Annotated in this window: 21 protein-coding genes; 7 read left to right on the plus strand and 14 right to left on the minus strand. The window is 46.4% G+C overall.

Annotation, left to right across the window (positions count from 1 at the left end; translation table 11 throughout):
• From QZ209_RS03060 to panB, 13 genes are all read right to left on the minus strand, one after another.
• Nucleotides 1-646, minus strand: a 646-nt coding sequence (locus QZ209_RS03060) for a hypothetical protein (protein ID WP_294344590.1), incomplete at its 3' end; no start/stop codon positions are given.
• 100 nt (nucleotides 647-746) lie between these two features.
• A complete protein-coding gene (locus QZ209_RS03065; RefSeq protein ID WP_294344591.1) occupies nucleotides 747-1,787 on the minus strand; it encodes a hypothetical protein in 1,041 nt (346 codons plus the stop codon).
• A 416-nt stretch (nucleotides 1,788-2,203) separates the two neighbouring features.
• Nucleotides 2,204-3,175, minus strand: a complete 972-nt coding sequence (locus tag QZ209_RS03070) for a hypothetical protein (RefSeq protein WP_294344593.1) — start codon at nucleotides 3,173-3,175, stop codon at nucleotides 2,204-2,206.
• Between the two features lie 21 nt (nucleotides 3,176-3,196).
• A complete protein-coding gene (locus QZ209_RS03075; RefSeq protein WP_294344594.1) occupies nucleotides 3,197-3,907 on the minus strand; it encodes a DUF6345 domain-containing protein in 711 nt (236 codons plus the stop codon).
• A 512-nt stretch (nucleotides 3,908-4,419) separates the two neighbouring features.
• Entirely contained in the window at nucleotides 4,420-6,225 is a 1,806-nt protein-coding gene (aspS, locus tag QZ209_RS03080) for an aspartate--tRNA ligase (protein WP_294344595.1), read from the minus strand.
• Nucleotides 6,226-6,310: 85 nt separating this feature from the next.
• Nucleotides 6,311-6,892 carry a DNA polymerase III subunit gamma/tau gene (locus QZ209_RS03085; RefSeq protein WP_294344596.1) on the minus strand — a complete coding sequence of 194 codons (582 nt, stop codon included), beginning with the start codon at nucleotides 6,890-6,892 and terminating at the stop codon, nucleotides 6,311-6,313.
• 2 nt (nucleotides 6,893-6,894) lie between these two features.
• Entirely contained in the window at nucleotides 6,895-8,094 is a 1,200-nt protein-coding gene (gene dnaX / locus QZ209_RS03090; RefSeq protein ID WP_294344597.1) for a DNA polymerase III subunit gamma/tau, read from the minus strand.
• Between the two features lie 162 nt (nucleotides 8,095-8,256).
• Nucleotides 8,257-9,564, minus strand: a complete 1,308-nt coding sequence (locus QZ209_RS03095; protein WP_366515737.1) for a YihY family inner membrane protein — start codon at nucleotides 9,562-9,564, stop codon at nucleotides 8,257-8,259.
• A gap of 156 nt (nucleotides 9,565-9,720) precedes the next feature.
• Nucleotides 9,721-11,046 carry an MFS transporter gene (locus QZ209_RS03100; RefSeq protein ID WP_366515738.1) on the minus strand — a complete coding sequence of 442 codons (1,326 nt, stop codon included), beginning with the start codon at nucleotides 11,044-11,046 and terminating at the stop codon, nucleotides 9,721-9,723.
• A 69-nt stretch (nucleotides 11,047-11,115) separates the two neighbouring features.
• On the minus strand, nucleotides 11,116-11,817 hold the full coding sequence (purQ, locus tag QZ209_RS03105; protein WP_294344598.1) for a phosphoribosylformylglycinamidine synthase subunit PurQ: 702 nt from the start codon (nucleotides 11,815-11,817) through the stop codon (nucleotides 11,116-11,118).
• A gap of 12 nt (nucleotides 11,818-11,829) precedes the next feature.
• Nucleotides 11,830-12,084, minus strand: coding sequence for a phosphoribosylformylglycinamidine synthase subunit PurS (gene purS / locus QZ209_RS03110; RefSeq protein ID WP_294344599.1), 255 nt, complete (start codon nucleotides 12,082-12,084; stop codon nucleotides 11,830-11,832).
• A gap of 49 nt (nucleotides 12,085-12,133) precedes the next feature.
• Complete coding sequence (gene pssA / locus QZ209_RS03115) at nucleotides 12,134-12,907, minus strand: CDP-diacylglycerol--serine O-phosphatidyltransferase (protein ID WP_294344600.1); 774 nt, start codon at nucleotides 12,905-12,907, stop codon at nucleotides 12,134-12,136.
• 70 nt (nucleotides 12,908-12,977) lie between these two features.
• Nucleotides 12,978-13,814 (minus strand): 3-methyl-2-oxobutanoate hydroxymethyltransferase, encoded by an 837-nt coding sequence (panB, locus tag QZ209_RS03120; RefSeq protein ID WP_294344601.1) that lies wholly within the window; start codon nucleotides 13,812-13,814, stop codon nucleotides 12,978-12,980.
• Nucleotides 13,815-13,987: 173 nt separating this feature from the next.
• Between panB and QZ209_RS03125 the strand changes: the two genes are divergently transcribed.
• Nucleotides 13,988-14,776: a biotin/lipoate A/B protein ligase family protein gene (locus QZ209_RS03125; RefSeq protein ID WP_294344602.1), complete on the plus strand. Its 789-nt coding sequence runs from the start codon at nucleotides 13,988-13,990 to the stop codon at nucleotides 14,774-14,776.
• A gap of 34 nt (nucleotides 14,777-14,810) precedes the next feature.
• On the opposite strand, the gene QZ209_RS03130 is transcribed toward QZ209_RS03125, so the two are convergent.
• A complete protein-coding gene (locus QZ209_RS03130; RefSeq protein ID WP_294344603.1) occupies nucleotides 14,811-15,398 on the minus strand; it encodes a DUF4136 domain-containing protein in 588 nt (195 codons plus the stop codon).
• Nucleotides 15,399-15,595: 197 nt separating this feature from the next.
• On the opposite strand from QZ209_RS03130, the gene QZ209_RS03135 reads away from it, so the two are divergent.
• The 6 genes from QZ209_RS03135 to QZ209_RS03160 all read left to right on the plus strand — a co-directional run bounded on the left by QZ209_RS03135 (nucleotide 15,596) and on the right by QZ209_RS03160 (nucleotide 21,701).
• A complete protein-coding gene (locus QZ209_RS03135; RefSeq protein WP_294344605.1) occupies nucleotides 15,596-16,003 on the plus strand; it encodes a CoA-binding protein in 408 nt (135 codons plus the stop codon).
• A gap of 279 nt (nucleotides 16,004-16,282) precedes the next feature.
• The gene (locus QZ209_RS03140; protein ID WP_294344607.1) at nucleotides 16,283-17,365 is read left to right on the plus strand and encodes a D-alanine--D-alanine ligase family protein; all 1,083 of its coding nucleotides are present in this window, start codon (nucleotides 16,283-16,285) and stop codon (nucleotides 17,363-17,365) included.
• A 68-nt stretch (nucleotides 17,366-17,433) separates the two neighbouring features.
• Nucleotides 17,434-17,988, plus strand: coding sequence for a hypothetical protein (locus QZ209_RS03145; RefSeq protein WP_294344609.1), 555 nt, complete (start codon nucleotides 17,434-17,436; stop codon nucleotides 17,986-17,988).
• A gap of 386 nt (nucleotides 17,989-18,374) precedes the next feature.
• The gene (locus QZ209_RS03150) at nucleotides 18,375-19,736 is read left to right on the plus strand and encodes a TolC family protein (RefSeq protein WP_294344611.1); all 1,362 of its coding nucleotides are present in this window, start codon (nucleotides 18,375-18,377) and stop codon (nucleotides 19,734-19,736) included.
• A 15-nt stretch (nucleotides 19,737-19,751) separates the two neighbouring features.
• Entirely contained in the window at nucleotides 19,752-21,008 is a 1,257-nt protein-coding gene (locus QZ209_RS03155) for an efflux RND transporter periplasmic adaptor subunit (protein ID WP_294344718.1), read from the plus strand.
• 6 nt (nucleotides 21,009-21,014) lie between these two features.
• Nucleotides 21,015-21,701: an ABC transporter ATP-binding protein gene (locus tag QZ209_RS03160; RefSeq protein ID WP_294344612.1), complete on the plus strand. Its 687-nt coding sequence runs from the start codon at nucleotides 21,015-21,017 to the stop codon at nucleotides 21,699-21,701.
• Nucleotide 21,702 lies beyond the last annotated feature (1 nt).

Here is a 21,702-nt window from a genome sequence, read left to right on the forward strand (position 1 = left end):
GCTTGAGTTTCGGCGTGTAAACAATCTGCTCACCCACTTTGAAGACTTCCAAAGCAACGCCGATCGTTATCGTCCTGTAGTAATCCTTGTTTTTTTCAATTCCGATCCGCAGTGCATCCCCCTGATTCTCTAGAAATTTTGTAAAGCTGCCCAGTGCCGAGCTGCCTTCGGAAGCAACGATTTCAAGAATGAAATCAATGAAATCCCTGGCGATTTCTATCCCCCGGATATGTCTCGAATATGTTTGTTCATCGACCTTGCTGGGACCCATCAATGGAATCTTCGACATCGCCAGCGTCCACAACTCTATATCCGTTTTATACTCCTCTCCGTATGCCTCTGCATACCGGTTAACATAATCGGTGACAATGGAAGTCATCGCAATCAGATATTTCTTCTGCTCGACGAGATTTGCCATCACAACAGGATCATCTTCGAGTGGAGCTCCAAAAACAAACTGGACAAGACCATCCTTATCTGCATAAGGGTTGTCTTCCAGTAGATACCGAGGGGATTCCGGCAAGTTTTGATCGGCAAAAAAATCCACTGCTTCAGCCAGTTGGGCTGCAAAATCCCTCTGATCTTTCACAATCTCCGGCATAACGTTTACCTGCTTCATTTTTTCCTCCTTGATTGAAATATTCATTCTTTCCTGATCTCACCTGATACGTTATTTTTATAGTGGTTTCGACACTCCACTTACAACAAAGCCAGCTTTTCTCCATATGGACCATACACCTTGAGGCTTATATATTATGCCACTCTTTAGCCTGTTCAGAATTGTTTTCCCACAGAGGCATAGTCCAGATATTCGGAGTCCAGGCTGTTCTGTAACTGTAATCCGTTTTTTCTGCATCTGCTGTCCAGGGATCGTCGGGAACCTCATCATCGTAATAGGCTTCACCAGCCCAGTACCATTGATTGTAATTTTTGATCACAATATAGCTCTCGACCACCGCTTCGTTTTCCGGAGCTTTATAGGCCAATAGCAAGGTATAGTTTTCAGTTCCTGGCATCATGCCCATGCGATACCAGACAAAACCACCCTCATGTACCAGTTCAACCCCGGGATTGTCCTGGGTATTCAGCGTTCCATCCGCCCCCGCAATCTCCTTATGGTAGAACAGATCATCGGCATCGACGGCATCGATAAAATTATGGTCGAATCCACCTCGTTGTGTAGCAACGCCCCTCTGTACTCCACGGTATCGGTAACCGTAAACGGTTTGTAAAAAACCGATTTCTCCCCCTTCCAACTCGGGCGAACAGCTATACGTCACATGAGGATCAGGCGTAGCCATCTGCATCGACAAGACATCTTTGTCCAATTGAACCTGATCGGCGGTTTCCACCACACTATCCTCTGTCGAAAAACCCGGTGCCACGACGATCGCCTGCCCGTTCGCCTCGAAAGGATAGCTAAAGCCTTGAAAAACGAAGGTTCCTGTGATGGTGATGTTCATCGGACCCTCATCGACCCAGGCTGTCCCCATCAATGAAGGATCTCCGCCGTAACCACCGGGAATGTTCGGATTGATCTGGGTCTCTGCCGCCCCTGTTTGCAGTGTCTGAATGACAGAACCGCCGACAATCTGGGTCCCTATGACCTGCCAATTGGATTCGATAACTTCTGCAGGTTGGTCGTCTACGGTAATTACCATCCGGAAAACAACCAAAGCCCCAATCGGGACTGTATATGTTTCATTGGCACTTACCGCCTGCATGGTTTTTGCCTCCGTATCGTACTCGAACTTCCACGACAGGATTTTTTCAGGTATTTTTTGCATGGTAAATATTCATTGTTTGCCTAAGCATTCCGGCAACATCGAATTCAGGAATGCCATGGGTTGATAGTGAAAGAGCACAAACTCATGTTGCGGTTCGCTTAACCAACCGGGAACTTCCTTGATGCGTTCGGGGGGTACTGAGGTACTGAGAAATGAATGCGCTTGAGAGCCTGCTGTAAATTCAGAGAATTCCCGCAAAAAAACAACAAAAAAATATTTTTTCACTGTTTTCCTTTTCTGCCGATTTTCCCGTAGGGAGACAACGATCACTGCATGTCGTTATTACAGCCAAAGCAGGCAGAAAATTACTGTTAAATGACAAAACCAGTGATGCAGATCGCTTTCAATCCTGCATCACCGGTTCTTATGACGTGCGTTTCTGATTGGAAAAGAAACGAACAGAGAAATCCTAATGTTCAGTCATCTTTTTCGTCATGGCGGATCACCTGCCGAGTCGTCGGGGTTTTCAGTTGTAGTGAATAGGCAGGGTGATGTATCGGCTCATATAGTGTGCTCAGTGCCGCGACATATCCAGCGACTGGCATATCGGCCACTCCTTCAGCCGACGAACGACTCGTTCCCTCGTAAAGATAGGCCGGCTGGATATAAACTCCTCCATTATCGTAGAGCACCAGCTCGATGTTATCGATGGTTATTCCAGCGTCTTTCGCGTAGACGCGATCGATGTCATCTCTGATGAGTTTTTTGATCTCCCCGGCGTCAAGAAAACCTCTTTTTCCAACCTTGTCTCTGGAAGCAACTTCACGCCAGCGATATTGTACTCCGGCAGGAACCTCCTTTTCAGCAAACGTTACCGTAATGGAAGAGCCGAAATTCCTTACCCTCAAACCATCGATTTCACGGTAAAAATAAACAACAACCGCTTTCTTCTCAGGCGATTCCGCATTGCTCAGCATCTGCATGATCCCGCCGACATGATCTATTTTCAGCTCTTTCTCGTTGGCCGGCATTAAACCTGTTTTTTCCAGATAGTCCCGAGAAAGCTTGACTGCTTCTTCGTCAGAAAAAAGACGACCTGTTTTTCCGGTAAGATTCAATGCGGCAAAATCCGAATAGAAGTATTCGGTTCCTTTCATATTCATACTGCAAATGATTTCGTCACCGAACATTGCGTAACGATCTTCCACCGGCTTGAACTTTTCCGTGGAAAAAGATTCGAACCCCGATACTTTCAGAATTCCGGCACAGCGATCATACACCTCTTCCTTGCTCAGGCGAGGGTCTTCCATTTTGTAGATCGATGTTTTTTGAGGCTTTGGAACTTCAGTCTTGAAAACAACTTCCGCAGCAAATAAAGAACCGCCCCAAAGGGTAACGAGGCCGATAACAAAAACCCTGAAAAGCGAACCTGACTGATTGCATCTCATTGTGATACCCTCCACGGTTGGTTAATATTGATAGGTGATGGCCATGATACCCAGGTTATACGGAGGGTCGGAAGCCTGACTGTAATAGGTATCGTTACCGGTACCGGTATAGCCGTCTTGAGGGTATGCCCAGATCACGGCACAATAACCCGGATAGGTTCCTGAACGTACTGAGTTAGCCGCATTGAACCACGCATCTATGTATTTCTGGCCGGAGAGCAGATTTCTCGCGTATTGATCCTCCACCCGACCGTCATACCATCCTGTCGTACGGAAACTCAGCACTTGGTGCAGCCCGTGAAACACGTCCCACCAACCGCTTGACCAATCGGCACGCTCGATAGGAGAAGGTGCAACACTGCAAGCATCGATAGTTAAAAACTCGAGGTCGAGATCGCCGAGAGAAACGGAACCCCCGGCAAAATTCACAGGATCACAGCAATTTCTGAGCGTTGTGATTAAAAAATTACCGCCATGTCCACTGAAAAACGCCGTATCCATGTTGTCGACGTAGGTGGCATCCCAGGAAGTAAACACTTCCGGCACCGCCCAGTAGTACTGATCGTAAGAAAAATGTTTGAGAAAATTCCATGTTTCATTGACCGCCCCGTTTTCTTCGCGACAAACATAACCACCTTCCTCGAGCGCATAGGAAAAAGAGGGAAACAACACCAGCAACGATAAAAACAACCCTGAAATGCGTAAACGGACTTCAAAAAAATCCTTCAACATACTGCACCTCCTTCGTTTAACGGTTTCCTGCCTGAAAAACAAATGAACGTAAAGCTCATGGAACATTAGCAGAAACATGTCAGGATTGGAACGGCCTCCCTCTGCCGGTATAAAAAAACATAAGAGGGCATCTACGTATTCGAGACAAGAAAGAAAAACAACGATACAACCGACCCGGAGCAGATCCAATTGAACCTTTCTGCGCTAAAAGACATGTCCTCTTTACATACACATGAGAGCGGCATGTCTTTTATACAGCTAAATTACATAACTTCCTTTTGATAAAGAAATTATTGCCGGAAACCTATGGAGGTTGTCTCATGAGACCTACAATGAGTCTTTCTGTAGTCATCCTCGGGCTTGACCCGGGGATCCGTCATTCAATGAAAGTCAGTATGGATGCCGGATCAGATCCGACATGACTTTTTAGGGAGACTGGACGCCGCGTTTCCCTGTGTAATATTCATTGTTAGATTACACGGGGCAGCATGACTTTCGAGGGAATTGACAGCTCATTCTTTCGGCAGATCGAGCTTCAAGCTCAGTTCGCGGAGCTGGAGCGGCGAAACCTCGGCAGGAGCAGCCATCATGAGATCTTCGGCCTGCTGGTTCATCGGAAAAGCGATCACCTCGCGAATGTTCTGCTCATCGCGCAGGATCATCACCAGACGATCGAGACCGGGAGCGATACCACCATGGGGCGGAGCACCCATTTTGAAAGCCTCGATCATATGACCGAACCGCTTGTCCACCTCGGCTTTTTCGTACCCGGCAATCTCGAACGCTTTGTACATGATATCGGGACGATGGTTTCTGATTGCACCGCTGGACAATTCGATACCGTTACAGACGATATCGTACTGATAAGCGAGGATATCGAGTGGATCCATGCTTTCCAACGCCTCCATTTCTCCCTGTGGCATCGAGAACGGGTTGTGGGAAAACTCGATTTTCTTTGTAGCCTCATCGAATTCGTACATTGGAAAATCAACGATCCAACAGAAAGAAAGCTCATTACGGTCGAGATCGAACAAACCGGAAAAATATTCCCGCATTCCACCCATGATCTTGCAGGTACGCTCCCATTTACCGGCACCGAAGAATACCACATCGCCGGTCTCGATCTGTAAACGCTCCTTCAGCTCGTTCATTTCATCATCGGAAAGGAACTTGACAATCGGTCCTTTCGGTCCTTCTTCCTTGTACTGAATGTAGGCAAGACCCACAGAACCGAGTTCTTTTGCTCTCTTCTCGGCCTTGTCATAGAATTGCCGGGATTCATTACCCCGTCCTTTGAGCACCATAGCTTTGATACAGCTGCCTTGCTTCGTGTTACCCGCAAAGACCTTGAACGATGACTTGACGAAAAGATCGGTGACATCCTGTAATTCCAGCGGAACGCGAAGATCGGGCTTGTCGGAACCGTAACGGTTCATGACGTCACGGTAACTGATTCTCGGGAATGGAAACTGGGTGATTCGCTTATCACTCATGGTTTCAGTCAGGTGTTTGAACATCCCCTCGAGAATCTCGAAAAGATCATCCTGTTCGATAAACGCCATTTCCATATCGATCTGATAGAACTCACCGGGACTCCTATCCGCACGGGCATCCTCATCGCGGAAACACGGAGCTATCTGGAAGTAGCGTGAGAATCCCGACACCATCAACAACTGTTTGAACTGCTGAGGGGCCTGGGGCAGAGCATAAAACTTCCCGGGATGCAACCGGCTGGGCACCAGAAAGTCTCTGGCACCTTCCGGCGAACTCGAGGTAAGTATCGGTGTCTGTATCTCCTGAAAGGAACGGTCTTCGAGATAACGCCTCACCTCACTGATCAGTTTGCTGCGAAACTTGATATTTTCATGAATTTTCTCACGGCGCAGATCGAGAAAACGATATTTCAAGCGGAGCTCTTCCGATGTTTGTAATTCATCGGCAACCGGAAAAGGCAGTGGAGCTGCATCACTTTCAACGCTGACTCCATCGACAATAACCTCGATTTCACCGGAAGCGAGACGGGGATTTATCGTTTCTTCGGAACGACGGACCACGACACCGCTAACACAGATAACCGACTCGGCGTGCAGTTTTTCGGCCTCACTGAACAACGCCTCTTTTTCCGGCTGAACGATCAACTGACAAATACCGGTATGATCTCTCAGATCGATGAAAATCAATCCTCCGTGATCTCGTTTTCTATGAATCCATCCGGCGATCGTTACCGTCTGGTTTTCGAATTCTGTCTGTAAACGTCCGCAATAATGCGTACGAAAACGGTTCTGCAAATCATCCCTGGTTCCTGCAGCTGCACTCATGGTAATGGGTAGAACATTGTTGACAAATTGAAAAGACCTGAATATGATGAATTTTTAAGGAATATGGAAGCCTTCTGTTTGGCGCTTAATAGACAAGCTCTCCACCGAACTCCCTGACAAGGAACTTCACGATTTCATTGCTTTCGGAAAGTTCCCTGAAAAGGGTAAATATCGTTTGCTCCTTGCCTGTATCTTTTTCTCGATCGTAACTGATATGCAGTTTTACCGCCAAACCGTAAAACGCTTCCAGTTCATGAGCCAGAAGACTGGCATCATGCAGCAGCTCCTCATAGGAAAATCGCTTAAAACAACTCATGTGAAGAACACCATGAGAAAATGAAGCCAACTCGCAGGAACGAAGATGCGTAACGATAACCTTGTAATTTTTTTTCAACAGAACATCGAGAAACTGCTTCCATTCAACCCTGAATTTTTGAACTTCAGCCACTCCGTCAAACGGCTGTGACGTATCCCGCCGACCATCGGAGATTTCAGGAATAGGGGGTGCAGGACGACGCTTTTCGCTTTTGGCAAATTTAGAGAACTTGTCTTGCCATGATGAAAAGTCAACCGTTGCGGCAGAATCGGTCTTAGGAGGGGATTCAGGCCTGGAATCCGTTAGAGATGGTTGTTCAGAACGGGGCTTTCTCTGCGAAGAGGCAGGCAAAACTACCGTCCGATCATGGGCTTTTTTTTTTCTGGTGCACTTTCCGAGGAAACTGCAGTCGATGCTGCGCCAGCTGGGTGGACAACCTCTACGAGTTTGAGCAGAACGAGTTCGAAACGGAACTGGTATTCAAATTGGAACTTGAGTTCTTTCTGCGCCTGAAGCAGTAAATCGATCATACGCATGATAACCTGAGGACTAAAACAGGCAGCATCATGCTGATAACGCTCCTTGACAGGTTCAGGACGTTCTATCAATCTGGTTGAACGCAGGTTGTAGACTATGAGAAAGTTCCTCAGATGCTCGATGAGTTTTTCAAGAAAATCCTGCTCATCGTAACCATTATCGATAACAAACCTGGCAACATCGAGCATTGTTGCCGGATTGTTTTCGGCAGCAGCATTGGTTACCGCGAAAAACTGATCATCGTCGATATAGTTAAGAAGTTCCGCAACCTTGTCATAATGAATGCTGCGCTCCTCATCCTGCTCGATAGCAAAAGCTATAACCTGATCCAGAATGCTTTGGGCGTCACGCATAGACCCCTGTGCCTTACGCCCGACAAGCTGCAGGGCATCACTGTCAACATCGATGCGTTCCGCCTCGCAGATTCCTTGCAACTGTTTTTCTATTTCTTCAAGAGGAATCCGTTTGAAGTTAAAGCGTTGACAGCGTGAAGCGATCGTCGGGGGGATCTTGTGTAATTCGGTTGTGGCAAAAATGAAAATAGCATGGGCAGGAGGTTCCTCGAGGGTTTTCAGAAACGCATTGAAGGCAGCCGTCGACAGCATATGAACCTCGTCGATAATATATACTCTGTATCGTCCCTTTTGCGGTCCGTAACGAACATTATCCCTGAGCAGTCTGATATCATCGACACTGTTGTTGGAAGCAGCATCGAACTCTGAAATATTGAGACTGGTACCTTGTTCAAAATCCCGACAACTTTCACACTCTCCACAAGGTTCGGTCACCTCCTTGAGATAAACCGGATCCTCGATCATTCTACTGCAATTGACTGCCTTTGCAAAAACTCTGGCCGCCGTTGTCTTCCCTACCCCGCGCAAACCTGAAAAAATATAGCCGTGCCCAACCCTGCCAAGACGCAGAGAGTTCTGGATTGTACGTGTAATATGTTCCTGAGCCGTAATCTCGGCAAACTTTTTAGGCCTGTATTTGCGGGCTATTACCTGATAACTCATACCTACATCGGATGTTTCATATTGTTTTTGAATAGTTCTGTGCATAGGAAAATGGAATATAACACCAACCCCAAGAATTTTGTAGAATGCCACCGCCTATTCTGCCTGCTAACATAGTGTAATATCGATTAAACAGGGTAAACACCACGCGTAAAAAAACCATCACATCATTTCATTATCGACTTCACCAACTACAGCTCCGCCTTCCCTGTTCATGAACGTTACGAGAGGCTCACTCATATGTTCTTCAAGACACTCTACAATGCGCCCCTCCAGCTGTGCCAGAGGAGCACTGTGTTCGCGTTCCTGATTGTTCACAGCATGCTCTCCAGCTACTTCATGCGGAATAACCCGGTAAAGATCATACAGTGTAGTCTCATGTATATCGACACTCAAAGCAAGTTTTCCCTCTGCCGTTACATGAATAAAATTGTTTTCCATCAGAACATCCACAATATCCCGCAGCTTTCGGCCTTTAATACCATCACCGACAGTCGCGTCTTTTTTTAGACTGACATACTCGCCTGACTGCTGCCCCTGCCATATATACATCATGACGGAAATGATATTTCGTATGCCTTCGAGGGGTTTGAATTCTGACCCGGTCTTCACAACAGGCCGCATCGCGCCGAGGCAATAGACAAATTCAGCCCCGGAAAGCGCTACGACCCAGATAAGATATATCCAGAAAAAAAGCAGGGGAACCACTGACAATGCACCGTAGATATGTTCGAACGTGGCAAACGTGGTCACATAAAACGAAAACCATTTTTTGGAAAGTTCAAACAAAAGTGTCGCAAGAAATGCACCGGCGGCAGCATGAAGAAACTTCACCCTATGGTTAGGGACAAGCATGTACAACAGAAAAAAAGCGAGAAAAGAATTGAGTAGTGGGAGATAGGAGAGAATTCGCGTTCTCATTTCAAGCAAGTGACCTTCGGTAAAAACCGTATACCAGACATAGGAGCTCGCCACCAAACCACTACCTATGATAATCGGCCCGAGTGTAAGAACAGTCCAGTACAGGGTAAAGCCCTGCAGGATTTTTCTTGGAGCGTGCACGTTCCATATCTGGTTGATGGTATGATCAACCGTCGATATGAGAAACAGAGCTATGATAAAAAGAAAAATACCACCGACAGTGGGCACTGTCGAAGTCTTACTGAGAAATTCCAAAAAATACTCCTTGAGCACTTCACCGGAAGCAGGAACGAAGTTCTGCAGAATAAAGTCTTCGACATAGCGCTGAAAGTTCTCGAAAACCGGGGAAACACTCAAAACAGACAGCACTACCGCCATGAGCGGGACAAGTGACAGGAGAGACTGAAAAGCAAGAGAACCTGCACTCAACAAAATCCGATCCTGCATGAAGTTTTTCCACATGAAAGGCAGAAAAGAACGAAAAAACCCCAAGGATTTCATCACTTTCTCCACCAGAAAACCGCTCATGTTTTTACCAATTGTTTCCATACGCCGGCCGTTGCCCCTATGGTGATAGCGCGCAATCCCGTTGAGCGTTTCATAACGACAGTGCAGCTCAAACCGGTTACGTTGTTACTCGATATGATCCTTCATGATAACGTGCAGAATCATTCTGTGCAGGTGTATAAATCTACACTATTTTTCTCAATATTCCCCCCCATCCACCATAGCGGCATTCTCGGTATACGTTGCACGGGAACGTACACCGAGTATGAGAAAAAGCCCGATGACGAAAAAGAGCAGAAGCGAGGCAAGAGCGATTCTCTGGTCACCCGCAAGAGAAGAAATCATTCCGAAAATAACCGGTCCCGCAATTGCCGAAGCTTTGCCGAACGTGCCGTCATAGAAACCGAAAAACTCGGCTACATGCTTTGGAGGCGTAAGCCTCGCCATCATGGAACGGGAGGCTGCTTTTGAAGACCCCATCGACATGCCTGCAAGCAGGCCCGTATAGTAGAAGAACAGTTTGTCCGTGGTTGCAATCGCCATCATGATTACCACACACCAGATAATAAGCGTCAGGACAATGGTCCTTTTCGGCCCTATCTTGTCGGTAATCACTCCAAAAATAACTGAGCCAAAGATCGCCGTTGTCTGCACCACCATAAAGAAAACAATCAGCTCACCGGAGGTAAAGCCAAGTGTATTCTGTGCATAAATCGATGAAAAACCGATAACTGTCAGAATCGCATCGTTGTAAAAGAAAAATGCCAGCAGGAAACGAGCGAGGTCGGGGTAATTCATGATATGTAATATGGTGTACTTGACCTCACGGATCGATTTGCCGACGAAATGCATATTGACGGCCCTTTTTTTCTCATCCCGCAGCACAAAAAAAAGAGGCGCTGCAAAAACAGCGAAGAAAAGAGATACAAGAAAAAAACTCAAGGTGACATTCTGCATGTTTTCGATGACAATACCCTCCTTGAGCAATGGAAATAAAAGAAGCAGAATCGCCAACGCTCCAAGATAGCCCATGGCAAAACCATATCCCGAAACTCTTCCAATGCTTCGTTCAGATGCTATCTCGGGAAGGTAGGCATCATAAAACACAAGGCCGCCTTCAAAACCCGCATTTGCCACAACAAAAAGAACGACAGCGACAATCACTGTACCGGGCCCTGTAAAACCAAGCAACGCAGTAGCCACGACAGAAAACAGAGTGAAAACAAACAGGAAGCGCTTCCTTTTCCCGGAAAAATCGGCAGCTGCCCCCAGTACAGGTGAGATAACAGCGACGATCAGCATCGAAATACCGAGACTCGCCCCCCACAGCGCATCTCCTTGCGGCTCACCTTCGCATATGACATTTTTAAAATAAAGGGGAAAGGCGAACGTCACCATCATGACACTGAATGACGTATTGGCAAAATCAAACAGAAGCCACGAAAACAATGTTTTTTTTTGAACGCCCCAGAAGTTTCGAGTGCTCTTTTCAAGCCGAGCAAAACGGTTTTTCAAGGGGATCATCTGCACTGCAATGTTTTAGTTTCGCCAACCGATCGACAATGAAAGAAGCGATAGAAAAAAGAAGGGAAATCAACCAAGAACATGTTCGATCAACCCCTCGAACATTTTTGACCCATCGCTTGATCCAAGAAGCGTCTCACTGGCTCTTTCAGGGTGAGGCATGAGGCCGAGAACATTTTTCTCCCTGTTGGAAATACCGGCTATCGCCGAAACCGAGCCATTGAGGTTGGCTTCTTCGGTTACGTGCCCTTCTGCATCACTGTATCTAAAGACAACCTGTTCATGCTCTTCGAGGCTGTCTATGGTCTTTTCGGGAGCATAGTAATTACCCTCACCGTGAGCAACAGGAAGACTGAGCACCTCGTTTTCATTGTAGAGCGAGGTAAACATGGTTCGGTTGTTTTCAACCTTTACATGCATATGACGACAGATGAACTTTTTATCACGATTTCTCGACAAGGCTCCCTCGAGAAGTCCGCACTCGAGAAGTACCTGAAAACCGTTACAGATACCGAGTACAGGACGACCCTTGCGTGCAAACGTCACAACTTCTTGCATAATAGGTGAAAATTTCGCTATCGATCCAGCCCTGAGGTAATCTCCGTAAGAAAATCCCCCAGGCAGAATAACGACATCGCTTCCCTGCAGGTCATGCTCTTTATGCCATAACATTCGGGTTGTTGTCTTCGAAAAGGAAGCTGCTGCAAATTCAGTATCATGGTCACAATTTGAACCGGGAAAAACAACAATGCCTATGGTAACAGTATCCATTCTCGAATTACTTTAATTGATTTTTTCCAGTTCAATCGAATAGTCTTCCATTACGGGATTCGCTAAAAGCTTTCGGCAAATCTCATCGCCGATACGTTCTGCCTCGACATGATCCTCTTCATTGATCGTCGCCTCGATGTACTTACCGATTCTTGCGGAATCAACCGTAGAGTATCCGAGATTCTCAAGGGCATGCTGTACAGCTTTTCCCTGTACATCCAGGATCGAAGGCCGAAGTGTAACCCTGATTTTCGCCTTGTACGCCATAATTCTATTCTTTTTCCTTTTCAGTTTTTTGTAGAAAAAATCCTTCTGTTCATCTCTGTAAAACAATCTGCTTGAAAAAAAGAGACAGAGACCTCAGAACACCCAGCAGAATATACAACAACATGGCCAGAAATAAAGCTTTTGCCTGATAGATAAGAACGCAAAAGAAAATGGTCAGGTAAAAACCTGTTTGTAAGGGCTTTTCCCTGACAGTCTCGAACGTCGGTTCAGGAAAAGCGTCATAATTCACCCTGCTGATCATAAGAAAAGCAAGAACAACAGTCAGCAATGACAACGCATTTTGAAGCTGATAGTGGTTCAGAATGTTCTCGGCATCCATCCAGAGAACAAAACCGGCAACCGTAAGAGCCTGGGCAGGAATCGGAAGTCCGCAAAAAAAGTCTTTACGGCAACCAAGCACGCCTGCATTGAATCTTGCAAGCCTCAATCCCCCCCCTACGACGAGCATCGAACTGAGAATTATCCCTTTAACAGCTCCGATATCCTCCAAACCGAATTTGTAAACCAAATATGCGGGGGCAACTCCGAAAGAAACAAGATCGGAAAGAGAATCGAGCTCGATGCCGAACCTCGAAGTGGTATCGGTCATTCTTGCGACAAATCCATCAGCTGCATCGAAAAAAGCTGCAAGAACGATACACCAACCAGCCACCACAAACCGGTCAGACCCTGACATGACAATGGCTATATACCCACAGACCATGTTCATCACCGTCAATACAGCAGGAACAAATGAACGCGAAACCAAAGGAAGCCCTGTTCTTCGTTCCCGGAAGTTGTCCTTTTTCTTTTCGTTTCTCATAAGTAACCTGTCAAAGCATCCTCGTATCAGGTGACATAAAGAACGCTTTTGTGCATATCATTTCAACCGCTCAATAACTCTCCTCTTCCAAAGGAAACTGCCCATTCCTGACATCGTCGACATAGCGACTGACTGCATCATGAATAATGTTGTCAAGGTCAGCATATTTCCTGACAAAGCGCGGGTGAAACTCCGTATTCAACCCAAGCATATCATTGATAACCAAAACCTGCCCATCGCATATATGACCAGCTCCGATCCCGATCGTCGGTATGGATATCGACCGGGTTACCTCACCGGCAAGATCAGCAGGAATTTTTTCAAGAACCAGTGCGAAAGCACCAGCCTCTTCAAGAAGTTTTGCATCACGAAGCAGCTCTTCCGCTTCCGTTTTTTCACGTGCCCTCACTTTATAACTGCCGAATCTGTAAATGGACTGGGGCGTCAAACCAAGATGGCCCATGACAGGAATGCCGACATCGGTAATCCGTTTTACCGTATCGACAATGACCTTCCCACCTTCCATTTTAACGGCATCGCATTCATTATCTTTCATGATCTTGCCTGCATTGCGCAACGCTTCTTCACTTGAAAGCTGATAGCTCATGAAAGGCATGTCAATCACTACCATCGACCTGCTGGTTTCCGCTTGTACGCCACGGACAACAGCCTTGGTATGGTAAATCATCTCTTCAATGGTAATCGGCAGCGTCGTATCGTGCCCGGAAAAAACATTACTGGCCGAGTCACCGACAAGGATGACATCAACACCCGAACGGTCGAGAATTCTGGCTGTCGTATAGTCGTATGCGGTAAGCATGGCAATCTTTTCCCCCTGCTCCTTCATCTCAAGAAGCCTTCGGGTTGTCACATGCGGAAGTTTTTTGACGCTTTCTCTGTTACTCATTGATATTTCTTTATAATTGTTATCCTGACAGCCCAAAATAATAAAAAGAACACACCCAAAAGGCCCTATTACAAATATCTTCAGCTTTCTCTGTAACCGATTGGGAATATGGCGTACATATGCTATCCTGATTCCTTAAAACCATCATTGTTTCAAAAGAAAAAGCATAAGCCATGAAATCGTCACACACCCCTGTCTACGCCGTATCAACAGGAGCCCGTCAGGGATCATGGAATATGGCTTTTGACACAGAACTCCTGGAATTGTTCAGAACCGGTAAATTTCAGAAGGAGTTCGGCAAGGAGAGTATGTTGTGGCGCTTTTATGCCTGGAATCCTCCGGCACTATCTCTGGGATACGGACAAAACCCCTCTGAAATTGACGAGGAGTCTTGCCGAACGGAGCACATTGACATTGTTAAACGGCCGACAGGCGGCAGAGCGGTGCTTCATATCGACGAATTCACCTACGCTTTTTTCGCCGAAACCAGCAGAAGTAATGCTGCAATCTATGAAATGGTTCACCAAGTTCTTCTCGAAGCACTCCTGATCCTTGGGATCGAAGCAGCATTCTGCCGCACAACCCCTGACATGAGAAAACGTTATAGCTCTGCAGAATCGATGAGCTGCTTCACGGCATCAGCCCGAAACGAACTGCATGTGGACGGGAGAAAACTTGTAGGATCTGCACAAAGGCGATCGGACAGGACTATCCTGCAGCATGGCTCACTGCTGCTCTCCACAAAGCACAAATTGATCGGAAAGCTCCTTCGATGCCGGGATAAAGAGACATTGTCCCGCATCACCCGGGACCTCGACAGCAAAACAGTCTCACTGTTCGAACTAACCGGCCATATTCCTGATTTTACAACGATCAGCAATGCCGTGATAGCTTCAGCATCGAAAACACATGAAACCGACGTACAAATACTCAAAGAAGATGAAATTACAAGCCTGTTCTGATATCGCTATTGCCCGACGCCCATGATCGGCAAAGCTACTTCGCCTCCGGTGATGCTCCGGGCGGGAAAGATTCTAATATTTTTGCCACCGCTTCATTGATATCTCGCTGCATATCTTCCGCATTACGGTAATCCCGAACGATCCTTGTTGCTACTCCACGCCAGACAAGCTCTTTTGTCCGAGCATCGATAATATCGATAACCAGAGAACCTTCATCATAGTAGCTCACAAAAGTATATCCCCCATAAGGACCCCACCAAGGCCGATACCATCGATATGGGCCATAGGGCACTCCCACACCGAAACTGTTATGGTAGGTTTTTTGCTTTTTCACACCAGCATGGGCGTACACTATAAAATCTGCGTTCCCTGAACCTGTAAGCCTGAAACCTTTTGCACGAAGCTGCTCATTAACGGCAGACTGAACTCTCTTGTACACCAGTGGATTCTCGACGAGCACATCCCCCTTTCTTATTCCCTCGCTTTCCGCAGGCCACCTGTAATGTTGAAAAGACGTGAAATCATATTTCTGGTCATAATCCGACACAACAGAAAAAGCCGAACATCCTGAAAGAAAAAACATCACAATGAACAGGTATAAACAAAAACGAATGTTTTCCATAACCACACCTCCCTCAATGTTTTTTCCTCTCTGCAACGATACGTTAAAACAATGAAAACTTAACACGCACCCGTACCTGTAAGTTTCCCTTGTTCTTTCTTGCTTTTTGACAGCTTTTTTCCGGTTTCCGCTGACAGACTTCTCCTGAATCGTTATATTTCCTGTAACCCATCAACCATGCAGATAAACGTCACCCTATGACTATCAGTGAAATACTTGAAGTCTACAAGCACGTTGCCGTTGTCGGTGTTTCCGAAAAACGTGGCAAGCCCAGCCACAGCGTAACGAAATACCTTATCCACGCCGGGTACACCATTTATCCCGTCAATCCCAACCTGCACAGTATTTTTGGCATACCATGCCACCCATCCCTGCTCGAAATACCTGCCGAAAAAAGAAACCTTATTGAAATAGTGGACATTTTCCGAAAACCGGAAGACGTTGAACCGATTGTCGATCAGGCGATCGAAATCGGGGCGAAAGTCATCTGGATGCAGCTCGGCATAACCAATGATGCAGCTTCCGACAAAGCAAAAGAAGCCGGACTTGAAGTCATACAAAACCGTTGCATAGCTGTCGAACACAATCTCCTGACCGGAAGATAAACCATCCGATAACAAAACGGCTTTTTTTCATTTTTTACTTTTAAAGTTTGAGCTTTCTTTTATCTATTCTTCACATATAATGGTCAGCATTGCACGATTGCCGAACACGTATGAGAGATGGGTATTCTTTTTCTTTTTTTACATGGTACAGAGTTACCGCCTTACCTGAACGAATACGATCACTTTATGTGTACGTTATCGATATTTTAAAAGTTAGATTCAAACGTCCCGTTCCGGCAAAAAAGCTTTGGCCCGATCAACCAAAGGATCCAGCAAAACATGTCCAACAGCGTAGTAGCACTTCTTTTCGGTGGGAAATCCTCTGAACACGAAATCTCGATTATTTCGGCAAAAGCCATTACTGCACATATCGACAAAAACAAATACACGATATTTCCACTCTACATTTCGCAATGCGGCCAATGGTTCATGGGCCGAACAGCCCGGGAAATTCTCGACCTCGATATGTCCAGCATGCTGAAACAGCATTCTCTCGAAGAAACCGGACATCAGTTACACAATATGACGGCAAACCGTGAAAACGACCTTTTCAGATTCGATTTCCGACAAAAAGGCATCGATGTGGCGTTTCCGGTACTGCACGGAACATACGGCGAAGATGGCAAGGTCCAGGGCCTTCTTGAAATATTCGGGATCCCCTATACCGGTTGTGGTGTCCAGGCTTCAGCCATAACCATGGATAAAGCGGTGACAAAAATCTGTGCGGCTGAAGCCGGGCTGAACGTTGCGGAATATATCACCGTTTCGAGCAGTGATTATCTCTCCAAACCTTCTGCTATTCTCACCAAGGTTGAAGAACATTTCTCACTCCCCTTCTTCGTGAAACCCGCAAATTTGGGTTCCTCGGTGGGTATTTCAAAAGTCAACGATATGGATACCTTACAAGAGTCCATCGAAACAGCTTGCTGCCTTGACAAAAAAATCATCATAGAAAAAGCCGTCAACGGACGCGAAGTCGAGGTTGCTCTTCTCGGCAACGAAAACCCCATAGCGACCTGCGCTGGCGAAATCGAACCCGGTAGTGATTTTTATGATTACACGGACAAGTACATCAATAACGCCGCAAAGCTCCATATTCCAGCCAGAATCGATGGAAAGATTCATGCATCGTTGAAAGAATCGGCAATCAAAATCTACAAAACCCTCGGTTGCTCAGGTATGGCCCGGGCCGACTTCTTTATTGAACACGATAGTGGCCTGCTCATTTTCAACGAAATCAATACAATTCCCGGATTCACCGGCATCAGCATGTACCCTATGTTGATGGAAAACAGTGGTATAGGATTTACCGAACTTATAGACAACCTGCTGCAGCTCGCTTTGGAAAAAATTGTGTCATAACCGTAACTTTGTATAGTCTTTCGATCATCGATCACCCCCTTTACTATTCGCTTTTTTAACTGAATACTATGGTAACCGATCCACATCTTTTTTTTGCCGATGTTTCCCTCGATCTTTCAAGAGGCGAGTATTCTGCAGGCATGAAAAAACTCGAAGCTGAACGCGACAACTTTCAGGGTTCCTATACGTTCCATCTTCTTCTTGGCAGAGCCCAGATAGGAACGCAACGTTTTCGCGAAGCACTAAACTCCCTGAAAACATGCTGCAGGATCGTACCGCACAACGAAGTAGCCTGGAAGGAATTGATCGAGGCGCATTTTCTTCTTCTGCAAGCACCTTCCGACGAGCTGACCGCCGAGCTTGAAGAGCTGTCGGTTGCATTGGCTGATTTTGAACCGCCGAAGGCATCTGAAACCAGTGAACCTACCCCGATGAAAGAACAGAAACAACCGTTTTCAGATGAAGAATTCATACCTGTCCCGACAGAAAGCCTTGCAACAATATTTACGGAACAAGGCGCCTATAAAAAGGCGATAAAAATCTATACCGACCTCATGCAGCTCAATCCCCCCAAGGCGGAAACCTACAAGCAGGCAATCTCCTCGATCCTTGACAAAATGTGAGACAGCTTTCCGTTACCGCTCCCGATTATTCCGTCAAGCTCTGCTAAAAAACACGGTAACGAACCGAAAAACTCTTCATCCATAACGCAAGAATCGTGTTACCATCGCCGTCAAAGATTTCGACTGGGAAAAACGACATTCCTGCAACAGGAAGCAACTATCGGCCCGAAGAACACATGGTGTAAAAAAAGTTTGCAAAAGGAGGAAACAAAACCCGGTCCCTATCTTTTAGTATTTTTTTAATAACGTAACAGCTATCAAACGTTTGTCTGAACGCTCGGGTTAGGATATTGTGATCCGAATTTTAGCCTTATATTACTCCCGAGTTACGATCTTGATTAACCACGCTGACAACAGTGAGACCGATACCATCATTGACCCGATCGTTGAAATTTTTTTTTATTACGGCAACCTGCCTGATAACACTCTATCAAAGCATAACACACGGTGCAGAGAGAGAAAAGAGGTTGCTCACCTTGCAGGAATGTGTGGAAATAGCTCTTCAAAACTCTTCCTCAGTAAAAAAAGCTGAAAACTCTCTCAGACTCCAGGGTGTCGATTTGCTGAAAAGCTACGGACAATTTCTCCCCAAAGTATCCGTTTCAGCCGGATACACTCCTCTTTCCGTATCAAGAATCTATTCCAATCCGGCAAGCGGATCGATTGTAACAACAAGAAATGAAAGTGTCGATCTCAATCTGACAACCTCACTGAACCTGTTCAACGGCTTCAAGGATTACGCCTCCCTCCAGTCGGCGATAAACCTTCGCGAAGCTTCGGGATTCTCGTTGTTCCGGGCTCGCCAGACAATCGCCTATGATGTTACACAGTCATATTACCAGGTGCTTCTTGACACCGAACTTTTAAAAATAGCCCGTGAAAATCTGTTGTCATCACAAGACCAGCTTCAGCTGACTGAACGTCAATACGAGATCGGTTTAAAACCCGTCACAGATTACTATCAACAGCAGGCTGAAACGGCAAATGATGAACTATCGGTTATCAGAGCCGAAAACACACTCCGCGGCAGCACACTGGAACTAGTCAGAAAGCTCCGCATCGACAATACAGAAGAAGTTGCGGTTACCGACATTCCTATCGATGCACTCACATCGCTTCCCTCTTCGATTGATCCGGACAGTCTTGTTACACTTGGGCTCGAAAACAGAACAGATTTGCAAAGTGCCGTTTTTTCAACCGAAGCTGCAAAATGGGATGTGACAAACGCTTCGTCACAGCGTTATCCGAAACTCGACCTTGCATTCAGTCTGAATACGTTAGGATACCCTTACTATGAAACCACTGCCGGCAATCCGCATTACCCGCCTCTTTCCGACCAGCTATCCGACCTGGTAGGTTACTCGCTGAGCATAACGATGAACTGGACTCTTTTTGATGGCTTTCTCACCCGCTACAACGTAGAACAGGCAAAAGTCAATTACCTCAACGAGGAACTGGATACCGCAGACCTTGAACATGATATAGCAATCGACATTCAACTCGCTGTCGATAATTACAGTGCTGCCTTTACAGAGATTGAAACAGCAAAACAGGGTCTCAGGGCTGCTGAAAAAGCCTATGAGACCGTCAAGAAAAAATATGACCTCGGTTCTGCAGGTTTTGTAGAAGCCAGTACAGCCAAAGCAACGCTTGTCAGTGCTCGCTCCGAATACTCGCAAGCGATATACAATCTTGCTCTGCAAAAAAATATTCTTGATTTTGCAACGGGCATTCTTACCGTTGAGTAATTCCGTCCATCAATGATGAAAAAAAGTCAAAAAAAGAAACGGCGTAACAGTATCGTCCTTGCCATCGTCATTATCCTGATAGCGATTATCGGTATAGGTTTATGGTTTTCAGGACTACAGAAAAAAACCGAAGTAACGGTTGAACAAGCATTCAGAAAGGAGGTTGTCCATTATGTTACGGCAACCGGTAAGATCGAACCGGAGTTGGAAGTGACCATTTCGCCCGACGTATCCGGAGAAATCATCGAGCTTCCGATCAAAGAAGGCCAAACTGTTGAAAAAGGTGCACTGTTATTTAAAATCGAACCGGATGTTTACATCAACCAGGTTGAACAGAACAGAGCCCAGCTCAACCTTTCGAAATCAAAAAGTCTCGAATCAAGAGCGAGAAAACTCAAGGCTGAAGATGACTTACGTAAAGCATCGGTTCTCCACAAAGACCGTCTGATTTCCGATACCGATTATCTGTCCACGAAAACCAACGCAGAGGCAGCCAAAGCAACGTATGAAGCCTCTCTTTTCACCATCAAACAGAACAAGAGTTTTCTTGACCAGTCGCTCGAACAGCTCGAGAAAACAACCTTGACCAGCCCAATCCGCGGTACGATTATCGAGCTGAACAGCAAAAGCGGTGAAAGAGTTGTCGGAACAGGACAATTCCAGGGAACCGACGTACTCAGAATAGCAAATCTCGACAGTATGCAGGTTGAAGTCGAAGTCAATGAAAACGACATAGTCAACGTCAAACGAGGTGACAGGGTCATCGTCAATGTCGATGCTTTCGGTAACAGAACATTCGACGGACTGGTTCGGGAAATATCAAATTCCGCCATAACCGAGTCCGAAGGTACCCAAGAAGAGGTCACCAACTTTTCGGTCAAGATCCGCATTTTAAATCACGACAGACTCCTGAAACCAGGCATGAGTGCTACTGCTGATATAGAAACCGAGCGCGTCCCGAATGCTCTTGTCGTACCTATTCAAAGCGTCACTCTAAGAGAATCTTTACCGGATAAAAACAGTCGCGCAAACGCAGGTAACAATCAATCCGAACTCCAGCAAACAAGAAACAGCAACCGCAGTCGTCAAGGTGTATTCATCGTAAAAAAAGAAGTCGTCCAGTTTCGTCCAGTCGAAACCGGGACGACGGATAATACTCATATTGTGATCCGGAAAGGTTTACAGGAGGGTGAAGCAGTGGTTTCCGGCAGTTACACGGCAATAACGAAGCTCCTTCAGGATGGCAGTACGGTGAAGCTGAAAAAAGAATGAGCGCCCATGACCGATACCGTCATCAACATGCAAGCTGTCTGCAGGTTTTACGAAATGGGAAACCAGCAGGTGAAGGCTCTCGACAACATCAATATTTCGTTTCAACGAAGTGAATATGTCGCCATAATGGGACCATCGGGTAGCGGAAAGTCAACCCTGATGAACATCATTGGTTGCCTCGACACTCCATCATCAGGCACCTATGAGCTCAACGGAAAGAATGTAGCGGAACTCGATGACGATGAACTTGCCCGAATCAGGAACCAGGAAGTCGGCTTTGTTTTTCAGACGTTCAACCTGCTGCCTCGCCTCAATTGCCTGAGAAATGTCGAGCTTCCGCTCATCTATGCCGGAATCGATGCGGAAGAACGATCGGCACGTGCGCTCGAAGCGCTGCAAAAAGTGGGCCTTGGCGACAGGATAACCCACAAACCCTCGGAACTTTCAGGCGGCCAGATACAGAGAGTGGCGATCGCAAGGGCCTTGATCAACAACCCTTCATTGATTCTCGCCGACGAACCGACAGGTAATCTCGACACCACGACAAGCCGGGATATTATGGGAATATTCAGTGAACTGTCCAAGGCAGGCAACACTATCATCCTCATAACGCATGAAGAAGATATCGCCAGCCATTGCCGACGTATCGTTAGATTGCGCGATGGCAGAATCGAAAGCGACAAGAGTCATTGAG

Origin of the sequence: Prosthecochloris sp. (assembly GCA_015482705.2) — a bacterium.
Classification (GTDB): domain Bacteria; phylum Bacteroidota; class Chlorobiia; order Chlorobiales; family Chlorobiaceae; genus Prosthecochloris.

Bases quoted from the DNA above. Each gene is read 5' to 3' on its own strand.
- QZ209_RS03135 (WP_294344605.1), top strand. From the start codon at position 15,596: ATGACTATCAGTGAAATACTTGAAGTCTACAAGCACGTTGCCGTTGTC.
- purQ (WP_294344598.1), bottom strand. From the start codon at position 11,817: ATGGATACTGTTACCATAGGCATTGTTGTTTTTCCCGGTTCAAATTGT.
- pssA (WP_294344600.1), bottom strand. From the start codon at position 12,907: ATGAGAAACGAAAAGAAAAAGGACAACTTCCGGGAACGAAGAACAGGG.
- QZ209_RS03155 (WP_294344718.1), top strand. From the start codon at position 19,752: ATGAAAAAAAGTCAAAAAAAGAAACGGCGTAACAGTATCGTCCTTGCC.
- QZ209_RS03095 (WP_366515737.1), bottom strand. From the start codon at position 9,564: ATGGAAACAATTGGTAAAAACATGAGCGGTTTTCTGGTGGAGAAAGTG.
- QZ209_RS03070 (WP_294344593.1), bottom strand. From the start codon at position 3,175: ATGAGATGCAATCAGTCAGGTTCGCTTTTCAGGGTTTTTGTTATCGGC.
- aspS (WP_294344595.1), bottom strand. From the start codon at position 6,225: ATGAGTGCAGCTGCAGGAACCAGGGATGATTTGCAGAACCGTTTTCGT.
- QZ209_RS03145 (WP_294344609.1), top strand. From the start codon at position 17,434: ATGGTAACCGATCCACATCTTTTTTTTGCCGATGTTTCCCTCGATCTT.
- QZ209_RS03160 (WP_294344612.1), top strand. From the start codon at position 21,015: ATGACCGATACCGTCATCAACATGCAAGCTGTCTGCAGGTTTTACGAA.
- dnaX (WP_294344597.1), bottom strand. From the start codon at position 8,094: ATGAGTTATCAGGTAATAGCCCGCAAATACAGGCCTAAAAAGTTTGCC.
- purS (WP_294344599.1), bottom strand. From the start codon at position 12,084: ATGGCGTACAAGGCGAAAATCAGGGTTACACTTCGGCCTTCGATCCTG.
- panB (WP_294344601.1), bottom strand. From the start codon at position 13,814: ATGAGTAACAGAGAAAGCGTCAAAAAACTTCCGCATGTGACAACCCGA.
- QZ209_RS03065 (WP_294344591.1), bottom strand. From the start codon at position 1,787: ATGCAAAAAATACCTGAAAAAATCCTGTCGTGGAAGTTCGAGTACGAT.
- QZ209_RS03130 (WP_294344603.1), bottom strand. From the start codon at position 15,398: ATGGAAAACATTCGTTTTTGTTTATACCTGTTCATTGTGATGTTTTTT.
- QZ209_RS03125 (WP_294344602.1), top strand. From the start codon at position 13,988: ATGAAATCGTCACACACCCCTGTCTACGCCGTATCAACAGGAGCCCGT.
- QZ209_RS03140 (WP_294344607.1), top strand. From the start codon at position 16,283: ATGTCCAACAGCGTAGTAGCACTTCTTTTCGGTGGGAAATCCTCTGAA.
- QZ209_RS03075 (WP_294344594.1), bottom strand. From the start codon at position 3,907: ATGTTGAAGGATTTTTTTGAAGTCCGTTTACGCATTTCAGGGTTGTTT.
- QZ209_RS03100 (WP_366515738.1), bottom strand. From the start codon at position 11,046: ATGATCCCCTTGAAAAACCGTTTTGCTCGGCTTGAAAAGAGCACTCGA.